This is a genomic window from Variovorax saccharolyticus (assembly GCF_030316765.1).
Taxonomy (GTDB): Bacteria; Pseudomonadota; Gammaproteobacteria; order Burkholderiales; family Burkholderiaceae_C; genus Variovorax; species Variovorax saccharolyticus.
On the sequence record NZ_JASZYT010000004.1, the window covers coordinates 501,100 to 519,745 of the forward strand.

Genomic DNA, 18,646 nt, shown 5'->3' on the forward strand with positions numbered 1-18,646 from the left:
ATGAGTTCCGCACGCATCGCAGGGCATGCCCTGTCCTGGGCCGCGGCGCAGTTCCGCGACCGGCCCGCGGTCGTGTTCCGCGACCGCAGCTACAGCTATGCGCAGATCGAAGGGCGCAGCAACCAGCTTGCCAACGCGCTCGTCGGCCTGGGCCTTGTGCCCGGCGAACGGCTCGCGGTGCTGCTCGACAACTCGGTGCAGAGCATCGAGAGCCAGTTCGGGGCCGAGAAGGCGGCCCAGGCCTATGTGGCCCTGAATGCCCGCCACACCGTGCGCGAGCAGGCCGCGATCCTCAACGACGCCGGCGCCTCGGTGCTGATCGCCGGCGCCGACTTCCAGGAATCGGTGCAGCAGGTGCGCCTGCTGGTGCCGTCGCTGCGGGCCGTGATTGGCGTCGGCTGGCACGATGCCCACGTGCTCGACTACGACGCGCTGCTGGCGCGCGCCTCGGACCGTGCGCCTGGCCTCAGGGTGCCTGCCGACCTGCTGCTGCGCATCGCCTACACCTCGGGCACGACCGGCCAGCCCAAGGGCGTGGCCTACAGCATCGAGCGCTTCGAAGCGCGCCTGGCCAACCATTTCGGCGCGATGGAATACGGGCTCGGCGTCGACGATGCGATGCTCCACGTCGGCCCGCTCACGCACGCGGCCGGTGTGCATCTGCTGCCCTGCTACCTGCGCGGCGCGCGCAACATCGTGGCCGACAGGTTCGACCCCGAGCAGGTGCTGGCGCAGATCGCCAGTGACCGCATCAGCCAGTTGATGGTGGTGCCCACCATGCTGGGCCGGCTGCTCGAGACGCTGGCCGCGACCCCGGCGGCGGACCTGTCGGCGCTGCGCCGCGTCCACTACGGCACCGCGCCCACACCCGCGCCGATGGTCCACGAGGCACTCGAACGGCTGGGCCCGATCCTGCGCCAGCAGTACGGCATGACCGAGGCGGTGCAGCCGCTGTGCGTGCTCTATCCCCACGAGCACCTGCAGGACGGCAGGCCGTCGGAACGCATCGGCTCGTGCGGCCGGCCGACCCTGAACGTCGGCATCACGGTGCGCGACGCCGATGGCCGCCCCGTGCCCGCGGGCGAGATCGGCGAGATCGCGATCGCGCACCGCGGCATCGGCGCGGTCGCGTTCTGGAACCGGCCCGACCTGGAGCGCGAATCGATCCGCGACGGCTGGTACTACAGCGGCGACCTCGGCCGCTTCGACGACGAGGGCTTTCTCTACATCGTCGGCCGCAACAAGGACATGATGATCAGCGGCGGCTTCAACGTCTATGCGCGCGAGGTCGAGGATGCGGTGCAAGCGCATCCGGCGGTCGCCGAGGTGGCGGTGCTGGGCCTGCCCGACGCCGAGTGGGGCGAAGTGGTGGCCGCCTTCGTGGTGCGCCGGCCCGGACAGGCGATCGATGCCGACCTGCTGTCGCGCCATTGCGCCGAGCTGATCGCCGGCTACAAGAAACCGCGCGTGATCGAGTTCGTCGATGCGCTGCCGCGCAACCATGCGGGCAAGGTGACCAAGAACGACCTGCGCGAGGTCTACCTCGCGCGCCATGCAACCGGAGCCAACTGACCATGAGCACGATCGAGATGACCCGCCCCGCCGCGGGCGAATGGGCCGCCGACCTGGACGAACTGGCGCAGCGCCGTGCGATCGCACGCGAGCTCGGCGGCGAGGAGCAGGTCGCCCGCCACCATGCCCAGGGCAAGCTGACCGCGCGCGAACGCATCGATGGCCTGCTCGATGGCGGCAGCTTCAAGGAGATCGGCGCACTGGCCGGCGGCGTCAAGTACGGCGCCGACCGCCAGCGCGAGAGCTTCACGCCGAGCAATGCCGTGGTCGGCACCGGCAAGATCGCCGGGCGGCGGGCCGTGGTCGCCTCCGACGACTTCACGATACGCGCCGGTTCCTCCGAAGGCTCGGTGTCGGAGAAGTGGATCTTTGCCGACCGCTACGCCTGGGAGTACAAGCTGCCGGTCGTGCGCATGGTCGACAGCGCCGGCGGCAGCGTCAAGCTGCTCGACAAGCTCGGCCACACCAAGATCCCGGGCTACCCGATGCTGCCGATGACGCAGCTGCTCGGCGCCGTGCCGGTGGTGGGCATCGCGCTCGGCGCCTGCGCCGGCCTGGGTGCGCTGCGGGTCGGCTCCGCGCACCTGGCCATCATGATCCGCGGCAAGAGCCAGCTGTTCGCCGGCGGCCCGCCGGTCGTGAAGCAGGCGCTCGGCATCGACATCGACAAGGAATCGCTCGGCGGCTACGACGCGATGCACCGCCACAGCGGCGCCGTGCAGCTGGCCGTCGACACCGAGGCGGAGGCGCTGCAGGCGACGCGGCGCTTCCTGTCCTACCTGCCGGCCAACGTGTGGGAGCAGCCGCCGGTCGTTCCCTGCGACGATCCCGTCGAGCGCTGCGACCCCTGGCTCAACCAGGCGATCCCGGCCGACAAGCGCAAGATCTTCCAGCCGCGAAAGATCCTGAAGGCGATCTTCGACCAGGATTCGATCTTCGAGATGTCGCCCGACTTCGGCGGCTCGACCATCACCTGCCTGGCCAGGCTCGACGGCCATGCGGTCGGCGTGATGACCAACAACCCGATGGTGATGGGCGGCGCCCTGACGCGCGCCGCGGCGCTGAAGATGGCGCGCTTCGTCGACCTGTGCGACACCTTCCACCTGCCGATCGTCAACATGGTCGACCAGCCGGGCGTGATGACCGGGCCCGATGCCGAACGCGAGGGCACGCTGTCGGCCGCCTTGCAGACGCTGCACGCCATCGAGCAGTCGGGCGTGCCCTGGCTGGCGATCGTGCTGCGGCGCTGCGTCGGCCTGGCCGGCGCGATGCTGAGCCCCTGGCATGGGCCATCGGGAACAGCGCTGCCGAACCGCTATGCATGGCCATCGGCGCGCTGGGGTTCGATTCCGGTCGAGGGCGGCGTCGCCGCGGCCTTCAAGAAGGACATCGCCGCCGCCGAAGACCCGGTCGCGCACCGGCTCGAGCTCGAGGCGCACTACCATGCGATCTCGTCGCCGATGCGCACCGCCGAGCGCTTCGGGGTGCTCGATATCATCGAACCGGCGAGCACGCGACCGCTCCTGTGCGCCTGGGTCGAGGATGCCTACCGGGCGACCGGGCGGCGCCTCGGGCCGGTCGGCCGGACGATGCGCTGAGGATCCGCCTGCCGACCTGCAACTGACCCGTCCCGAATCGGCTCCACGGAGCCAGGAAAACAGTCCATGACCATCGATCGATTGCGGCTTGCCTCCTGGTGCCTCGCCGCCTGCCTGCTGCTGCTCGGGGGCTGCGCCAGCCGCCCGATCAACCCGCCGATCTCCCAGGCGAATCCGAACGCCGGCTACCGCTTCGAGACGCGCCAGGCCGAAGTCAAGGACAAGGATGCGCTGGTGATCCTCGCATTCTCGGGCGGCGGCACGCGGGCCGCGGCATTCTCCTATGGCGCCCTCGAGTACCTGCGCCGCACCGAGGTGGTCGGGCCGAAGGGCAGGAGCCGGCTCATCGACCACGTCGACATCATCACCGGGGTGTCGGGCGGCAGCTTCACGGCGCTCGCCTACGGCCTCTACGGCGACAAGCTGTTCGACGACTACGAGCAGCGCTTCCTGAAGCGCGACGTGCAGGGCGAGATCATCTCCCGCTCGCTGAACCCCGGCAACTGGGCGCGGCTCTCGTCCGCGGGCTGGGGGCGCTCCGAACTGGCTTCCGAGCTCTACGACGAAGTGCTCTTCAACGGCGCCACCTTCGGCGACCTGAACCGCGGCAAGGGGCCGCTGATCCTGGCCTCGGCGACCGATATCTCGAGCGGTGCCCGCGTGGTGTTCCAGCAGGGCCTGTTCGACGTGCTGTGCTCCGACCTGGGGGCCGTGCCGCTGTCGCGCGCGGCTGCCGCGTCCTCGGCGGTGCCGGTGGTCCTGTCGCCGATCACGCTCAACAACTACGGCGGCACCTGCCACCTGACGCCGCCGTCCTGGGTCAAGCGCTTCACCGACACCGACGATCCGCCGCGGCCGGCGGCCCGGGCCATACGATCGCTGAGGTCGATGCAGGATTTCGAGGACAGCGCCCGGCGGCCCTATCTGCACCTGGTGGATGGCGGCGTGTCGGACAACGTCGGCATGCGCGGCGTCCTCGATTCGCTCGAGATCCTCGAGGCGATGCAGGAAGCCGGACTGCCGACGCAGCTCGACAGCGCCAAGAGGATCGTCGTGTTCATCGTGAATTCGTTGTCGGTGCCGCCGACCCAGTGGGACGAATCGGAGTCGCCTCCCGGCAGCGTGCAGATCCTGCTGAAGTCGAGCGGCGTTCCGATCGACCGCTACTCCTTCGAAGCGGTCGAACTGCTGAGGGACATGGCGGCCCGATGGAGGACCATGCGCCAGATCCGGCGCTCGGCGGCGATGGCGGACAACAAGGACCCGGCGATCGCGGCGGCGCTGCGCGGCCCCGACGCCGAGATCTACGCCATCGACGTGTCCTTCCCGGCGCTCAAGGACAAGGCCGAGCTGGACTATCTGAACCGGCAGCCGACCAGCTTCGTGCTGCCCGACGAGGCCGTCGATCGACTGCGCGCCGCGGCGGGAACGATCATTGCGGATTCCCCCGAATTCAAGCGTCTGCTGAAGGACGCAGGGGGCACCCTGGTGACGCCGCCGCCGGCGGCGGCCAGCCCGGCGAGCCGGAAATAGCGCGGCGGGCCGGGCCGTTCCGGCAACAAGGACTTTTTGTAAACGGCTTGATCGAAGACAATGATTCGACTATTCTCGAATCATGGAATCAAAAGAAGTCGTCCAAGGGTTGGCTGCCCTGGCACACCCCCTGCGCCTCGAGGTGTTCCGGGCGCTGGTCGTTGCCGGGCAAAGCGGGCTGACGCCTGGCGTCATTCAGGAAGCCCTGGGGGTCGCCCCGGCCACGCTCTCCTTTCATCTGAAGGAGCTTGCGAACTCGGGCCTGGTGACCCAGGAGCGCGCCAGCCGCCACCTCATCTACAGGGCCGCCTACGGACACATGAACGCGCTGCTCGGCTATCTGACCGACAACTGCTGCCAGGGCGCCGCCTGCGCGGTGGAGACCACCGCCAATGCCTGCCAGTGCTGAGCGCCACACCCTCGACGACATCCCTCTGCCATGACCCTCAACGTACTCATCCTCTGCACCCACAACTCGGCGCGCAGCGTGCTGTCCGAAGGCATGCTCAACCATTGGGCCCAGCTTCTGGGCAAGGACGTGCGGGCGTTCAGCGCCGGCAGCGCACCGAGCGGCCGCATCAATCCTCGGGCGCTGGAAGCGCTTCAGGCCGCCGGAATGGACACCGAGGGCTATCGAAGCAAGAGCTGGGACGAATTCACCGGCGACTCGGCGCCGCAGATGCACATCGTCATCACCGTATGCGACAGCGCGGCGGCCGAGCAGTGTCCTTATTGGCCAGGCAGCCCGGTCAAGGTCCATTGGGGCTACCCGGACCCTTCGAACGCGCCCGAGACCGGCAAGGCCGCCGCGTTCGAACTCACGCGCCAGGCCATCGGGTACCGCATGCTGCAACTGCTGGCGCTGCCGCTCGCGGACCTCGGCCAGGCAGAACTGCAGGCCGCGCTCACCCGCATTTCAAGCAACTAGTTTTCCGATGACCCGCTCTGCTCTCGCCGCGGCGGCCCCCGCCAGGCCCGCCATCGGCTTCTTCGAGCGCTACCTGACCGTGTGGGTGGCCCTGTGCATCGTGGCCGGCATCGCCCTGGGCCAGGTGCTGCCGGGCCTATCGCAGGCGGTCGCCAGCCTCGAAGTGGCCAAGGTCAACGTCCCGGTGGGCATCCTCATCTGGGTGATGATCATTCCGATGCTGCTGAAGATCGACTTCGGCGCCCTCGGCCAGGTGACTTCGCACTGGCGCGGCATCGGCGTCACGCTGTTCATCAACTGGGCGGTCAAGCCCTTCTCGATGGCGCTGCTGGGCTGGATCTTCATCCGCCATGTCTTCGCGCCGTACCTGCCGGCCGAACAACTCGACAGCTACGTGGCCGGACTCATCCTGCTGGCCGCCGCGCCGTGCACGGCCATGGTGTTCGTGTGGAGCCAGCTCTGCAAGGGCGACCCGTACTTCACGCTGTCGCAGGTCGCCCTGAACGACGCCATCATGGTCGTCGCCTTCGCGCCCATCGTCGCACTGCTGCTCGGCCTTTCCTCGATCACCGTTCCCTGGGACACCTTGCTGGTCTCGGTGGGGCTGTACATCGTGATGCCGGTCGTCATCTCGCAGCTCTGGCGCAAGGCGCTTCTGCGCCGCGGCATCGGCCACTTCCAGGCCGTGGCTGGCAGGCTGGGCCCGCTGTCCATCACGGCCCTGCTGCTGACGCTGGTGCTGCTGTTCGCCTTCCAGGGCGAGGCCATCCTGGACCAGCCCGTGGTCATCGCGCTGCTGGCCGTGCCGATCCTCATTCAGGTCATCTTCAACTCGGGCCTGGCCTACCTGCTCAACCGCCGGCTCGGCGTGAAGCACTGCGTGGCCGGCCCCTCGGCCCTGATCGGCGCGAGCAACTTCTTCGAACTGGCGGTGGCCACGGCCATCAGCCTCTTCGGCTTCCAGTCCGGCGCCGCGCTGGCCACCGTGGTCGGGGTCCTCATCGAGGTGCCGGTGATGCTCGCGGTGGTCGCGGTGGTGAACCGTTCGCAGGGCTGGTACGAAGCCGGCCAGGCTGCATCCTGAAGCAGAAAGACATGTCCGACGTCACTTCCTTGAGAACCCTCGCCTCCTTGCCGGCGCTCGATCCCGAACTGTTCGATGCGCCGACGCCCGAACAGCTCCGCGTGCGCGAGCCCTCGCAGCACAAGCCGCGCTTCCTGATGCTCTACGGCTCCCTGCGGGAGCGCTCGTACAGCCGTCTGGTCACGTTCGAGGCAGCTCGCCTGCTCCAAGCGATGGGCGGCGAGCTCAGGATTTTCGACCCCGCCGGCTTGCCCCTGCCGGACAGCGCGCCGGAAAGTCACCCCAAGGTCCGGGAGCTGCGCGAGCTCGCGCAGTGGTCCGAAGGGATGGTCTGGACTTCTCCGGAACGGCACGGCGCGATGACCGGCATCATGAAAGCGCAGATCGACTGGATTCCGCTTGCCTTGGGAGCCGTACGACCCACCCAGGGCAAGACACTGGCCGTGATGCAGGTCTCGGGCGGCTCGCAATCCTTCAACGCCGTGAACCAGATGCGTGTGCTCGGTCGCTGGATGCGCATGCTGACCATTCCCAACCAGTCTTCGGTCGCCAAGGCCTTCCTGGAGTTCGATGAGTCTGGCCGGATGAAGCCTTCAAGCTACTACGACCGCATCGTGGATGTGATGGAAGAGCTCTTCAAGTTCACGCTGCTTACGCGTGATGTCAGCAGCTACCTGGTCGACCGCTACAGCGAGCGCAAGGAGAGCGCCATCGAGCTTTCGAAGCGGGTCAACCAGAAATCCATTTAAATGGAGCGCCTGGCCGGGCGCAGATGTGCGCCCTGCGAAAGAGTGCGAGATGACCCCACGCCGCGTTTTGCTTGTGATCGCCCTGCTGGTCGCCACGGGTGCCTGGGTTGCCTTGGTCCAGTGGATGGCGGGGATGGAACGCAAGGAGCCGGCCTACCTGGAGATCGACCTGGCGGAGATTCCGGCCGGCAGCCCGAAGTTCTACAGCTTCCAGCAGACACCGCTGGCGCTGGTGCGAACCACCGAGGCGATGCTCGACGATCTTCGGGCGCAAACCGCCTACACCTGGCATCGGCGTCCGATAGCGGCCGGGCGTCCCTCGTTCTTCGTCTACTCCCTGGTGAATCCGGCCGACGGATGCGAGGTCGAACACCTGCCCAAGGGCGCCGAACGCTACGCTCCGGTGCGCCCATGGCAAGGCGGCTATCGCGATCCATGCCGCTTCGGCGAATGGGACTACGCCGGCCGCGCGATCAAGCAGTACGCCGACCAGGACGCGCGACTGCTGCAGATGGCGGATCTGGATGTGCCGGACTTCGAGGTCAGGGAACACCACATCCTGCGCATCACGCGTGCCCCGGCGCGATAGGCCGGCCCCGCACCGGGTCGGTGGGCGGCTTCGCCCGATTCAGCCCGGACTGCCGGCGAGGCGCAGCCAGATCGGGAACTGGCGATCGAAATCCTGAGGCGTGATCTCCGCGAGGTGCTCGCAGGCGTTATTCGGGAGCGCCACGCTCATTTCCTCGTGCCAGAGCACGATGCCGAACAGCCGATGGACGCGGATGCGCTCCTCGCGCGGCACCGGAAATTCAGACACATGCTGCGGCAGCCGCAGCATCGAAACGCGTCGCCGGACTTCGACGACGACCCATCCCGAACGCTTCGCCCTGATGCACACGGCCCTGGCCAACCAGATCTGGAGGCGCAGTTCCCACGCCAGAAGGAGCAGGAGGATCAGCATTGCGGCCAACATGCGAAGTCCGACGTAAGTAGTTAGTGCGTAAGGAAATATCGTCCAGGGAAGCTCAGTCGCAAGACTAGGCTTCGCGGCATCGCCGCGCAATACACCGAAGGCCCTAGCACGTCAACTTGCTCACAAAATCCGACGCTTTGTGGCCCGCGAGCAACTTCTGCGGCTGCGCTTCGTTGCTTCGCCGCTGCGCCGGCAAGGCGAAGCGCTTCAGTTCAAGTGCGCGAGGTCCCGCACGTCCGCCCGCACCGCCGCCCTGTCGAGCCCGTGCAAGGGCAGATTGACCAGCAGCTCCAGCCGGCGCCGGAGCGAGAACAGCGTCTGGATCGCCGCGTGAGCCGCTTCCTCGGCGTTGTCGATGGCGGCCACATCCGGGTAGGGCCATAGCGCCGCGTCCGGCTGGCCCGGCCAGCGCGGCTGCAGGGGTTCGATGGAAGCGTCGAGGGTGATCACGAGGTCCGCGCGCGGCGCGCCGGCGCGGGTGAACTCGTCCCAGCTGCGCAGGGCGGTGGGCGGCAACGGGATGCTCGCGCTGCCGAGCGCGCCCAAGGCAGCGGGGTGGACCGAACGGGCGATCTCGCCCGGCCGGCCGCAGGAACGGACCGAGAAGCGCTGGCTCAGATGGAGCAGGCAGGCTTCGGCCAGGACGCTGCGCAATGAGTTTCTTCGGGAGACGAAAACGACACCGATTTTCTGCATGGCGTTCTGCATTCTGCGCCAATGGCGCCCGTCAAGGCGACTGAAGTAACGATGCCGGCTACTTCTTTTCGCCCGTGACGGAAAGCGCCTGCGTCAGCGCTTCGTTGGCGCGCCGCCCGGCCCCCGCATCGCCGCGCTCCGCCAGCAGCTGCGAAACCTGGCGCAGTTGCTCGGCCGTCAGGCCGACCCGCATGCTCGCCGCCATGTGGGAACGGAGTTGCGCTTCCACGCCGGGGGTCGCAGCCAGCGCGCCGACGGTGGCCAGTTCGCGACTTTGCCAATCGAGGTTGTCGCGCTCGAAGATGTCGCCGAACAGATGGGTCTGCAAGTACTGGTTGATGAGCGGCGCGAAATCGAACACCGGGCCTTGGACGGGCGCGCCCGAGATCCGCGTCTGGTTGGCCGTGCCCGCCGCGCGCAGTGCGTCGCCGGCAGGAATGGCTCGGCTGGGCTCTTGGCCCGGGGCATCCCGCAGGCCGCGCGCCTTGCGCGCTTCTGTCAGTTTCATCAGCTCGCCCAGCGCGTTGAGGCTGCGCGGAAAGCCCACGTAGGCGTACAGCTGCACCAGGATCTCCTTCGCCTCGCCGACGCTCAGTCCCGCGTCCAGGCCTTGGTCCAAGGCCTCGCCGAGCCTGGGCATGTCGCTCGCGGCCATCGAGGAAGCGATCAGCGGAATGGCCTGCTGCTTCGCAGAGAGCCTGTCCGGTGCGGCCTTGGCGAGGAAGGCGGACATCAGGTCGGCGATCGCCACGTTGTTGGTATCGGAGAACGGAAAGTGCGTGTTGCCGCGAATCCCGATTTCGGGAAGATGGACCAGGGTGGCGTCGCCGCCATGCCGATTGATGGCCTCGGTCCAGAGCCTGGCCATGGCCAGACGCACCCGCCAGTTGTCCTCTCCGAGGTTCTTCGACGGGGCGCTGGGAATGTTGTCGCCGTAGTAGACGACGATCGGGATGCGCGTCAGCTTCAGGAACTCCGCGGCCGGTACTGCGACGCCCTCCAGCGTGCCCGTGGCGCTCGGCATCGGGGGCGGCAGTTCGCCGTTCGGGAACACGAAGCCGCTTCCGGGTTCGTAGGCGACGACGGCGCGTACGTTGGGGCTTTTCATCGCGGCAAGCCATCCCGGACCGCCGCCCTGGGAGTGCGTCACCAGAACCCCGGGCCCGATCTTGCGGAACAGCGCGGCCGCCGCATCCGAGCTCAGCTCGGTGTCGAAGGGCCCCGTATTGGGGGTCATCTGGCGGAAGTACTGGTCGAGCGCAGCCGGGTCGCGGGAGAACTGGACCCCCGGATGAAAGTCGGGCCAGTTGCCGAGGCGGAAGATGTTGAACAGCAGTTGTTCATCGCGCACCGGTGTCACGGAGGCGGCTTCGGTGCTGCGGCCGGCCTTCCCTCGCCTGGGCTGGTCCATGAGGTAGACGCTGTGGCCGCGCCGCAGGAACAGGTTCTGGAAGCCCTCCCGGCCATCGGGTGTGGTCTCCCAGGTCCTGGAAGACTGGCCCGCACCGTGCCAGAAGACCAGCGGCAGCTTGCGGGCGCCGGCAGGCACCTGGTAGGACACGTAGGCGTGGTCGCCGTGGAAGGTCTTGCCGTCAGGGTCCGTGAGCGTTCGTCCGCCCACGGCGAAGCTGCCTTGTTCCTGGATGACCAGCGGAGCGCGGCTCGAGATCGGCTCGCTCGTCGCGCAGGCGGTGCAAAGAATGGCCACTGCCATCGGCAGCAGGGCGTGCTTGAGCGTCCCGGGATTCATGCGATGCGATGGCGCGTCGAGGCCGTGGTCTTGTCTTCCGCCCTCATGGCTCGATCCTGTACTGGGTATCGCTGACCTTTTCGACCCAGTCGACAGCCTTGCCGTCCCACAGTTCGGTGATGGCGATGTGGGTCATGGCGGTGGTCGGCGCCGCGCCGTGCCAGTGCTTCTGGCCCGGCGGTATCCAGACGACGTCGCCGGCCTGGATCTGCTGCACCGGATCGCCCCAGCGCTGCACCCGGCCGACGCCCGCGGTGACGACCAGCGTCTGGCCCATCGGATGGGTATGCCACGCCGTGCGTGCACCAGGCTCGAAGGTCACATAGGAGCCGGTGGCGCGCGTCGGCCCGTTGGGCTTCGGGAACAGGGGGTCGACACGGACGGCTCCGGAGAAGGACTCCACCGGCCCCTTGTACGAAGCTTGGGATCCGGCGCGTGCGATCTGGAGGCTGCCCTCCGACTGCCCGAAGGCAGAGGCAGCCATGGAGAAGGAGATGGCTGTCATGGCCAGGGATTTCATGGGCTTTCTTCGCGGGTTCAGGAATCGATGGGCGGCATCCGCCCCAACAGCTTGTCGAGCGTGATCGGGTAGTCGCGCACGCGCACGCCGGTCGCGTTGTAGACCGCATTGGCGATCGCTGCGCCCACGCCGCAAAGGCCCAGTTCGCCAACCCCCTTGGCCTTCATCGGCGACGACATGGCGTCCGTCTCGTCCAGGAAGATCACCTCCTGATGCGGGATGTCGGCATGCACGGGCACCTCGTAGCCCGCCAGGTCGTGGTTGACGAAGAAGCCCAGGCGCTTGTCCACCGCGAGCTCTTCCATCAGGGCGCCTCCCACACCCATGGTCATGGCGCCGATGACCTGGCTGCGTGCCGACTTCGGATTCAGGATGCGGCCCGACGCGCACACCGCGAGCATGCGACGCACCCGGACTTCGGCGGTGTACGCGTCGACCGCGACCTCGACGAAGTGGGCGCCAAAGGTCGATTGCTGATAGAGCTTGCTCAGCTCGGCGAACTCGATCGTGTCTTCGACGACGAGTCCGTCTGCCCCGGCCACCTCCGAGAGCGGCAGGCTGCGGCCGCCACCCCGCACCATGCCGTCCGCGAAGCTCGCGTCGGCCGGCAGGCCTGCGCGCTGCACCACCGCCTCGCGCAGCTTCACGCACGCCGCGTAGACGCCCGCGGTCGAGCAGTTGGCGCCCCACTGCCCGCCAGAACCTGCCGACACCGGAAAGGAGGAGTCTCCCAGGCGCACCACGACGCGCTCGAGCGGAACCCCCATCATCTCCGCAGCAGTCTGCGCGATGATGGTGTAGCTGCCGGTTCCGATGTCGGTCATGTCGGTTTCGACCGTGACCACGCCGCGCGGGTCCAGCCGCGCGCGCGCGCCTGACTTGGTGACCAGGTTGTTGCGAAAGCCCACTGCGGTGCCGATGCCCAGCCAGTGGCGGCCCTCGCGCCGCAGCGCGGGCCTGGCGCTGCGCTGCGACCATCCGAAGGCCTTCGCACCGGTGCGCATGCACTCGATGAGCCGACGCTCGGAGAAGCGGCGTGACGGATTGGCGGGATCGACCTGCGTGTCGTTCAGCACACGGAATTCGATCGGATCGATGCCCAGGCGCTCGGCCATTTCGTCCATGGCGATTTCCAGCGCCATCAGCCCCGGCGCCTCGCCGGGCGCGCGCATGGCATTGCCCTCGGGCAGGTCCAGGACCGCCAGCCGCGTGCCGGTCAGGCGATGCGCCGCCGCGTACAGGAACTGCGTCTGCTGGACCGCGTTCTCGGGCTTGCCGTTGACCAGGTTGCCGGACCAGCTCTCGTGGCCGATGGCCGTCAGCCTGCCGTCCTTGGCCGCGCCGAGGCGTATGCGCTGGATCGTCGCCGGCCGGTGGACGGTGTTGTTGGCGACGATGGGCCGTTGCAGAGCCACCTTGACCGGGCGCCGCGCGATGCGCGCGCCGATGGCAGCGAGCACGGTGTCGGCGCGCAGGAACAGCTTGGCGCCGAAGCCGCCCCCGATGTAGGGCGACATGAGATGGATGCTGTCCTTGGGGATGCCCAGGGTCGCTGCCAGATCGGTGGTCGTCCAGTCGATCATCTGATTGGAGGTCCAGACGCTGAGCTTGTCGCCGCGCCAGGCCGCCGTGGTCGCATGAGGCTCCATCATCGCGTGCGATTGGTCCGGTGTGGAGTAGGTCTGGTCGAGCCGCACTTCGGCGCCTGCGAAGGCGCTGGCGAAGTCGCCGACCTTGTTGTCGCGGTCGACGGTCTTCTTGCCCGATGATCTTTCTGCAGCCAGATCGAAGGCGCCCTCCGCAGCGACATAGCTCACCTCGAGCAGCTGCGCGGCAGCGCGCGCCTGCTCGAAGGTCTCGGCGACGACCAGGGCGATGGCCTGGTGGTAGTGCTCGACCAGCGGCCCGCCCAGCAGCCTGGCGGTGTTGAAGCTGCCTTTGCCGAGCTTGCCGGCATTCTCGGCAGTGACGATGGCGATGACGCCGGGGGCCGACTTCGCAAGTCTCTGGTCGATGGACGCGATGCGTCCCTTGGCGATGGCCGCGCCGAGCACATAGCCGTAGGCCGCGCCGGGTGCAGCGTCATGGCGTTCGTAGGCGTACGGGGCGGCACCCGAGGTCTTCATCGGGCCGTCGATCCGGTCGACGGGTTGGCCGATCACCTTGAGCTGGTCGATCGGATTGGCCGTGGCAGGGGAATCGAATCGCATCGTTCAGCTCCTTGCTTCGTTCAGCACGGCGTCGAGCGTGCGTTCGACCAGCGTGAGCTTGAAGGCATTGTGTTCGGTCGGCCTGGCACCGGCGAGCAGCAGCTCGGTGGCCGCCTTCGCACCACGCGGCAGCGCGGCATCTGCGGCCTCGACGCGCCACGGTTTCGGCGCGACGCCACCCAGCGCCACGCGGCCCGAGCCATCCGGTTGAACGATCGCCGCCACCGAGATCAGCGCGAAGGCATAGGAGGCGCGATCTCGCACCTTGTGATAGACCTGCTTGCCGCCGACTGGGCGGGGCAGCGTCACCGCCGTGACGAGCTCGCCTGGCACGAGGGCGGTCTCGATGTGCGGCGTGGCGCCGGGGAGCCGGTGGAAATCCGCGATGGCGATGGCACGTCGCGCACCGCCGGGGCGCATCGTTTCGACCGTGGCGTCGAGGGCTCGCATGGCGACCGCCATGTCGCTCGGGTGCGTCGCGATGCACGCATCGCTGGTTCCGATCACCGCGTGCTGCCTGCCGACGCCGCCGATCGCCGAGCAGCCGCTGCCCGGTTGGCGCTTGTTGCAGGCCTGGTTGGTGTCGTAGAAATAAGGACAACGCGTGCGCTGGAGCAGGTTGCCGGCCGTCGTCGCCTTGTTGCGCAACTGGCCCGAGGCGCCCGCGAGGAGGGCGCGCGACAGCAGTCCGTAGTCGCGCCGAACGCGATCATGCGCGGCCAGGTCGGTGTTGCGCACCAGCGCGCCGATGCGCAGGCCGCCGTCCGGCAGGGCTTCGATCCGATCGAGGCCGAGGCGGTTGACGTCGATCAGCTGCGTGGGCGTCTCGATCTCCAGCTTCATGAGGTCGAGCAGGTTGGTGCCGCCGGCGATGAAGCGCGCGCCCGGCGTGCGGGCGGCCGCTGCCACCGCCTGCGCGGGCGTGGTGGCGCGTTCGTAGCTGAATGCCTTCATGCCTTGATCCCCGCGACTTCGGTGATCGCCTCGACGATGTTGCTGTAGGCGCCGCAGCGGCAGAGGTTGCCGCTCATGCGCTCGCGCAGCTCGGCTGCGGACAGCAGCGGTCGGGCCCCGAGGTCGCCGCTCACATGGCTGGGGATGCCTTGCTCGATTTCCTGCAGGACGCCGACAGCCGAGCAGATCTGCCCGGGCGTGCAGTAGCCGCACTGGTAGCCGTCGTGCTTGACGAAGGCGGCCTGCATCGGATGCAGCTTGCCGGGCTGGCCGAGGCCTTCGATCGTGGTCACCCTGGCGCCTTCGTGCATCGCGGCGAGCGTGAGGCAGGAATTGATGCGTCGATCGTCCACCATGACCGTGCAGGCGCCGCACTGCCCGTGGTCGCAACCCTTCTTGGTGCCGGTCAGGTGCAGGTGCTCCCTCAACGCGTCCAGCAGCGTCGTGCGGGTGTCGAGCACCAGGCGCTGCGTCTTGCCGTTGACGCTCATCGTCACCGGCAGGGACGTCGAGCCGCCGGGGGCCGGCGCAGGCGCCGCCGCGGCCGCCTGGCCGGCCAGCGCCGGCACCGAGGCGGTCGCGGCGCCCGCCTTCAGCAGGCTTCGTCGGGAAAGGGTGAACTTGTCGGGGCTTTTCATGGGGCATCCTTGCTTTGCCAGGGACTTTAGGAGGCGGGCCCATCCCGCGCTAGACCATCCAACCTTGAAGGACTCGCAAGCTGCTGTTGATAATGCGGTCACATTGGGAGAGCCATGCCGATCAACGAACTGCGTTCCATCGCCACCTTCGTGAAGACCGCCGAGCTGGGCAGCCTGCGGCAAGCCGCGACGGCCCAGGGCATGACGCCGCAGGCTGCCAGCCAGGCCCTGGCGCAGCTCGAGCGGCACCTGGGCGTGCGGCTGTTTCACCGGACGACGCGCAGCATGTCCCTGACCGACGCGGGCCGGCAGTTTCTCGAGGCGGCGAAGCCGGCGCTGATGGGCATGCAGCAGGCACTGCGGATTGCGCGCCAATCCCAGGAAGACATCGCCGGGCCGTTGCGCATCGTGGGACCGCAATCGGTCTTCGGCGCGGTGATCTGGCCCCTGCTCGATGCCTTCTGCCGCCGCTATCCCCAAGTGCAGCCGGATGTGCATCTGGACGACCGCATCGGCAACTGGGTGGAGGATCGGGTCGATGTCGGGTTTCGCATCGGGCCATCTCCCGCGGAAGGCGTGATCGCTCGCAGGCTCTTCTCGCTGCAGCTCATCATCTGCGCGGCGCCGAGCTACCTGCGTCGGCACGGTGCGCCCGAGGGTCTGGAATCGCTGGCGGAACACCGATGCAGCGCGTTTCGAAGTTCCGGCACCGGACAGGTGCTGCCGTGGTTCGTCAAGGTGGGCGAGGTCCTGACCGAGCTCCAGGTGTTTCCGGCGTTGACGGTCAACGACGAGGGCCTGGAGACCGAAGCCGTACTGGCGGGCCACGCCATCGGATTGCTGACCGGCGTCGCGGCCGCTCCGCACATCCGCTCGGGCCGTCTGGTGCCGCTGCTGGTGGAGCACGTCGCGGACAAGTCGGGCGTCTTCGTCTACTACGGAAGCCGCGCGGCGCAGCCGGCGCGCGTGCGCGCATTCATCGACGTGGCGATCGAGCTGTTGGCCGACAACCCCGCCTTCGTATTGACGGCCGAGGAACTGAGGTCTGCCGAAGCCCAGGGACGCGAGGCCGCTCGCGGCAAGGATTCCTGAGCGTCAGCCGGGCCGGTCCGGAGCAAGCCCGGTCAATCCTCGAACGAGCTCACTTTCACTGGAAGCACGGGTGCCACCCAACGGTAGCCTTCGCCGAGCGCGTTGCGGTCGGTGGCATCGCCGGTCCATCGGATGTTCAACAGGTCGGCCATCGTCCAGCCGGCCCAATCGGCGCGAAATGGGCGATCGCCGGTGCCCGCGCGGTAGGGCTCGGCAGCGCTGTTGCGCCAGATCACGGTCGGAATGCGGTAGCCCGAAGCCGTCGACGGACTGTGGCCCGCGTGGTTGCTGCCGTGCCCGACTTCCTGCCCGTGATCGGACAGGTACATCCATGCGCGATAGCCATCGGCACGACCGATCGTGCGCACCAGCTGCAGCGTCTCGGAAACGACGGAGTCATGGTAGAGCAGGGCGGCGTCGTATTCCTGCCGGAACCTGCGCACCCAGGCCGAACGCCCGCTCTTCTCGAGTCCTGCCTCGACGTCGTCGACCTGGTCGTCGAAGGGATTGGCGCCGGCCGGAAAGCGCAGGCCGTAGTGCGGGTGCGCGCCCATCAGGTGGACCACGATCAGCTTGCGCTCGGCCGGGTCTTCGAGGGCTTCCTGCACGCAATCGAGCAGTTCGCCATCCAGCGAGGCGCCGGCCCGGCCCGGCGTGCGGTTCACGATATCGACCACGTCGGCCAGCCGGGCATGCTGCTGCTCGATCGCGACATCGTCGTGGTTGCTCATCCACCAGACCTTGTAGCCGGCCGCCCGCGCGAGGGCCAGCACGTGCTGCGGCTCCTGTTCGGGCGGCAGTCCGAAGTTGAACATGTTGCGCAAGGACGGCACCGTGCTGGCATCGACCGACCAAGCATTGCGCAGGACCAGCATCTGGTCTCCCAGCTGCGCCTTGTGGGCCAGCAGCCGCGGCGTCGTCGCGCGCCGGTAGCCGTAGAGCGCCATGTTGTCGCGATTGATGCTGTCGGTGATCACCAGCACCAGGGTCGCGGGGCCTTCCTGCACCACGGCCGGCGCCGCGGCCGCGGCGCGGGCCAGGGCCGTGTCGCGCTGCTGCTGCTGGTCGGCCCAGCCCGCGCGAAGCGCCTGCACCGACTGGCTCCACTGGGACCAGAACAGCACCGGATGCAGGCGGCGCCAGGGCTTGCTGAGGTAGGCCACGGTGCTGACGAGCAGCGCCAGGCACAGCAAGGGTACGGCCCAGCGCGGCCAGGCCATGGCCTGCCGTGCACCCCGATGGGCGAAGCGGCCCAGGGCCAGGCCGGCGGCCAGCAGGGTGCCTGACCAGACCAGCATCGCGCGCCAATGCATCGACAGGTACTCGGCGCCTTCCCGGCTGTTGGTGTTGGCCGCCGCGGACTGGATCAGCGAGCTGTCGGGGGCAGCCTGGTAGCCGTCCAGCAGGTAGGCGCGAATCACGCCGTCGAGCGCGAAGCCCATGGCCCAGAGCCAGACCACGCAGGTCCGCACGCGGTGCGCGCGCGCACCGCGCACGGGCCATGCCAGCCAGATCAACGCCGGGCTGGCCAGCGCGAAGAGCTGCGCCACGCGCCTGCCGTCGTGCCCCAGCGCGATCAGCATCAGCAGCGTGGCGCCCACGGCAGCGCAAGCCAGCAGCGTGCTGCGCTGCGCGGGCGACGAGGATTTTGCGGTCGCGGACATGGGCGGGCCGGATTCTGACAGTGCCCGCGCCCAGGCCGCTGCAGTGCCCTCACGAGCCCTGGGGCATCTATACGCTGTCCGAAGCCCTGCGAACCGGCGCCATCCTTGGCGTCATCGAGGCCATCGCAGCGCTGGTCGGCTGGGCGCGCGCCCCGTCATCGGCCATGACTCAGGCCACGCCGCGCCAGGTGATCCCGCCAGGTGACGAGGCGACCGATCTCGCCGGAGGGAATGGTCTCGATCAGGCCATGCAACAGCTGCGCATAGCTCGCGAGCGTGAGCCGGATCGTCATGCGGACCCGAGGCGCGTCGCTCTCCTGCGAGCCCCGGTCGCCGAGCAGCGGCTCGCAGCGCAACACGCCGGCATCGGCGCAGCGGGCGACGATCTGTCGAAGGCTTCGCGCATCGCTGAGCGCGACCGCGACATCGAGGACATGGAACGGGGTCGTGTTCGATGTCCGAAGTTCACCGGAGTGCTCCCGGTATGCGGCATAGGCCACGTGGATTTCCTTGCAGTTGGGAAGATGAAAGCGGTCCGCAGGCCCGGCGATGCGCCAGGCCGTTGCGTTGTCTCTACAGCGTCTTGGTCAGCATCAGGATGAAGCGGGTCTTGTTGGGCGAGAAGGTGGTCTGGCCGAAGGTGACGCCGTTGATGTCCACGCCGGGGCTGGCGACCAGGTTGAAG

General features: G+C 68.2%; 18 protein-coding genes and 1 pseudogene. 9 read left to right on the forward strand and 10 right to left on the reverse strand.

Going from position 1 to position 18,646, the window contains the following annotated elements:
- The 8 genes from QTI45_RS16160 (at position 1) to QTI45_RS16195 (ending at position 8,053) form a co-directional block, all read left to right on the forward strand.
- The gene (locus tag QTI45_RS16160; protein WP_286655111.1) at positions 1–1,572 is read left to right on the forward strand and encodes a class I adenylate-forming enzyme family protein; all 1,572 of its coding nucleotides are present in this window, start codon (positions 1–3) and stop codon (positions 1,570–1,572) included.
- A 2-nt stretch (positions 1,573–1,574) separates the two neighbouring features.
- Positions 1,575–3,170, forward strand: a complete 1,596-nt coding sequence (locus tag QTI45_RS16165) for an acyl-CoA carboxylase subunit beta (protein WP_286655112.1) — start codon at positions 1,575–1,577, stop codon at positions 3,168–3,170.
- 66 nt (positions 3,171–3,236) lie between these two features.
- Positions 3,237–4,703, forward strand: a complete 1,467-nt coding sequence (locus QTI45_RS16170; protein WP_286655113.1) for a patatin-like phospholipase family protein — start codon at positions 3,237–3,239, stop codon at positions 4,701–4,703.
- A gap of 82 nt (positions 4,704–4,785) precedes the next feature.
- Positions 4,786–5,112, forward strand: a complete 327-nt coding sequence (locus QTI45_RS16175; RefSeq protein WP_286374154.1) for an ArsR/SmtB family transcription factor — start codon at positions 4,786–4,788, stop codon at positions 5,110–5,112.
- 30 nt (positions 5,113–5,142) lie between these two features.
- Entirely contained in the window at positions 5,143–5,631 is a 489-nt protein-coding gene (locus QTI45_RS16180; RefSeq protein ID WP_286655114.1) for an arsenate reductase ArsC, read from the forward strand.
- 7 nt (positions 5,632–5,638) lie between these two features.
- Entirely contained in the window at positions 5,639–6,715 is a 1,077-nt protein-coding gene (gene arsB / locus QTI45_RS16185) for an ACR3 family arsenite efflux transporter (RefSeq protein ID WP_286655115.1), read from the forward strand.
- 11 nt (positions 6,716–6,726) lie between these two features.
- Positions 6,727–7,464, forward strand: a complete 738-nt coding sequence (arsH, locus tag QTI45_RS16190) for an arsenical resistance protein ArsH (RefSeq protein WP_286655116.1) — start codon at positions 6,727–6,729, stop codon at positions 7,462–7,464.
- Between the two features lie 49 nt (positions 7,465–7,513).
- A complete protein-coding gene (locus QTI45_RS16195) occupies positions 7,514–8,053 on the forward strand; it encodes a Rieske (2Fe-2S) protein (RefSeq protein WP_286374158.1) in 540 nt (179 codons plus the stop codon).
- Positions 8,054–8,092: 39 nt separating this feature from the next.
- Here the strand turns inward: QTI45_RS16195 and QTI45_RS16200 are convergent, their stop codons facing one another.
- From QTI45_RS16200 to paoA, 8 genes and pseudogenes are all read right to left on the reverse strand, one after another.
- Positions 8,093–8,425: a hypothetical protein gene (locus QTI45_RS16200; RefSeq protein ID WP_286374159.1), complete on the reverse strand. Its 333-nt coding sequence runs from the start codon at positions 8,423–8,425 to the stop codon at positions 8,093–8,095.
- 219 nt (positions 8,426–8,644) lie between these two features.
- Entirely contained in the window at positions 8,645–9,133 is a 489-nt protein-coding gene (locus QTI45_RS16205; RefSeq protein WP_286655117.1) for an arsenate-mycothiol transferase ArsC, read from the reverse strand.
- Between the two features lie 58 nt (positions 9,134–9,191).
- Entirely contained in the window at positions 9,192–9,788 is a 597-nt protein-coding gene (locus QTI45_RS16210; protein WP_353621311.1) for a carboxymuconolactone decarboxylase family protein, read from the reverse strand.
- 45 nt (positions 9,789–9,833) lie between these two features.
- Positions 9,834–10,883 (reverse strand): annotated as a pseudogene (locus QTI45_RS16215) (alpha/beta hydrolase); the annotation flags it as partial.
- 43 nt (positions 10,884–10,926) lie between these two features.
- The gene (locus tag QTI45_RS16220; RefSeq protein WP_286374161.1) at positions 10,927–11,403 is read right to left on the reverse strand and encodes a (R)-mandelonitrile lyase; all 477 of its coding nucleotides are present in this window, start codon (positions 11,401–11,403) and stop codon (positions 10,927–10,929) included.
- 17 nt (positions 11,404–11,420) lie between these two features.
- Positions 11,421–13,613, reverse strand: a complete 2,193-nt coding sequence (gene paoC / locus QTI45_RS16225; protein WP_286655118.1) for an aldehyde oxidoreductase molybdenum-binding subunit PaoC — start codon at positions 13,611–13,613, stop codon at positions 11,421–11,423.
- Positions 13,614–13,616: 3 nt separating this feature from the next.
- The gene (locus QTI45_RS16230) at positions 13,617–14,567 is read right to left on the reverse strand and encodes an FAD binding domain-containing protein (protein ID WP_286655119.1); all 951 of its coding nucleotides are present in this window, start codon (positions 14,565–14,567) and stop codon (positions 13,617–13,619) included.
- The gene (gene paoA, locus QTI45_RS16235) at positions 14,564–15,205 is read right to left on the reverse strand and encodes an aldehyde dehydrogenase iron-sulfur subunit PaoA (protein WP_286655120.1); all 642 of its coding nucleotides are present in this window, start codon (positions 15,203–15,205) and stop codon (positions 14,564–14,566) included. The genes QTI45_RS16230 and paoA overlap by 4 nt, the downstream gene beginning before the upstream one ends.
- A gap of 114 nt (positions 15,206–15,319) precedes the next feature.
- Here paoA and QTI45_RS16240 point away from each other — a divergent pair, with 114 nt between their 5' ends.
- Positions 15,320–16,297 (forward strand): LysR family transcriptional regulator, encoded by a 978-nt coding sequence (locus tag QTI45_RS16240; protein ID WP_286655121.1) that lies wholly within the window; start codon positions 15,320–15,322, stop codon positions 16,295–16,297.
- Between the two features lie 32 nt (positions 16,298–16,329).
- On the opposite strand, the gene QTI45_RS16245 is transcribed toward QTI45_RS16240, so the two are convergent.
- The gene (locus QTI45_RS16245) at positions 16,330–17,961 is read right to left on the reverse strand and encodes a sulfatase-like hydrolase/transferase (RefSeq protein ID WP_286655122.1); all 1,632 of its coding nucleotides are present in this window, start codon (positions 17,959–17,961) and stop codon (positions 16,330–16,332) included.
- Positions 17,962–18,116: 155 nt separating this feature from the next.
- Positions 18,117–18,461 (reverse strand): hypothetical protein, encoded by a 345-nt coding sequence (locus QTI45_RS16250; RefSeq protein ID WP_286374168.1) that lies wholly within the window; start codon positions 18,459–18,461, stop codon positions 18,117–18,119.
- Between the last annotated feature and the right edge of the window lie 185 nt (positions 18,462–18,646).

Excerpts from the sequence above, each read along its gene's own strand:
- QTI45_RS16160 (WP_286655111.1), top strand. The coding sequence starts at position 1 with ATGAGTTCCGCACGCATCGCAGGGCATGCCCTGTCCTGGGCCGCGGCG.
- QTI45_RS16165 (WP_286655112.1), top strand. The coding sequence starts at position 1,575 with ATGAGCACGATCGAGATGACCCGCCCCGCCGCGGGCGAATGGGCCGCC.
- QTI45_RS16170 (WP_286655113.1), top strand. The coding sequence starts at position 3,237 with ATGACCATCGATCGATTGCGGCTTGCCTCCTGGTGCCTCGCCGCCTGC.
- QTI45_RS16175 (WP_286374154.1), top strand. The coding sequence starts at position 4,786 with ATGGAATCAAAAGAAGTCGTCCAAGGGTTGGCTGCCCTGGCACACCCC.
- QTI45_RS16180 (WP_286655114.1), top strand. The coding sequence starts at position 5,143 with ATGACCCTCAACGTACTCATCCTCTGCACCCACAACTCGGCGCGCAGC.
- arsB (WP_286655115.1), top strand. The coding sequence starts at position 5,639 with ATGACCCGCTCTGCTCTCGCCGCGGCGGCCCCCGCCAGGCCCGCCATC.
- arsH (WP_286655116.1), top strand. The coding sequence starts at position 6,727 with ATGTCCGACGTCACTTCCTTGAGAACCCTCGCCTCCTTGCCGGCGCTC.
- QTI45_RS16195 (WP_286374158.1), top strand. The coding sequence starts at position 7,514 with ATGACCCCACGCCGCGTTTTGCTTGTGATCGCCCTGCTGGTCGCCACG.
- QTI45_RS16200 (WP_286374159.1), bottom strand. The coding sequence starts at position 8,425 with ATGCTGATCCTCCTGCTCCTTCTGGCGTGGGAACTGCGCCTCCAGATC.
- QTI45_RS16205 (WP_286655117.1), bottom strand. The coding sequence starts at position 9,133 with ATGCAGAAAATCGGTGTCGTTTTCGTCTCCCGAAGAAACTCATTGCGC.
- QTI45_RS16210 (WP_353621311.1), bottom strand. The coding sequence starts at position 9,788 with ATGGCCGCGAGCGACATGCCCAGGCTCGGCGAGGCCTTGGACCAAGGC.
- QTI45_RS16220 (WP_286374161.1), bottom strand. The coding sequence starts at position 11,403 with ATGAAATCCCTGGCCATGACAGCCATCTCCTTCTCCATGGCTGCCTCT.
- paoC (WP_286655118.1), bottom strand. The coding sequence starts at position 13,613 with ATGCGATTCGATTCCCCTGCCACGGCCAATCCGATCGACCAGCTCAAG.
- QTI45_RS16230 (WP_286655119.1), bottom strand. The coding sequence starts at position 14,567 with ATGAAGGCATTCAGCTACGAACGCGCCACCACGCCCGCGCAGGCGGTG.
- paoA (WP_286655120.1), bottom strand. The coding sequence starts at position 15,205 with ATGAAAAGCCCCGACAAGTTCACCCTTTCCCGACGAAGCCTGCTGAAG.
- QTI45_RS16240 (WP_286655121.1), top strand. The coding sequence starts at position 15,320 with ATGCCGATCAACGAACTGCGTTCCATCGCCACCTTCGTGAAGACCGCC.
- QTI45_RS16245 (WP_286655122.1), bottom strand. The coding sequence starts at position 17,961 with ATGTCCGCGACCGCAAAATCCTCGTCGCCCGCGCAGCGCAGCACGCTG.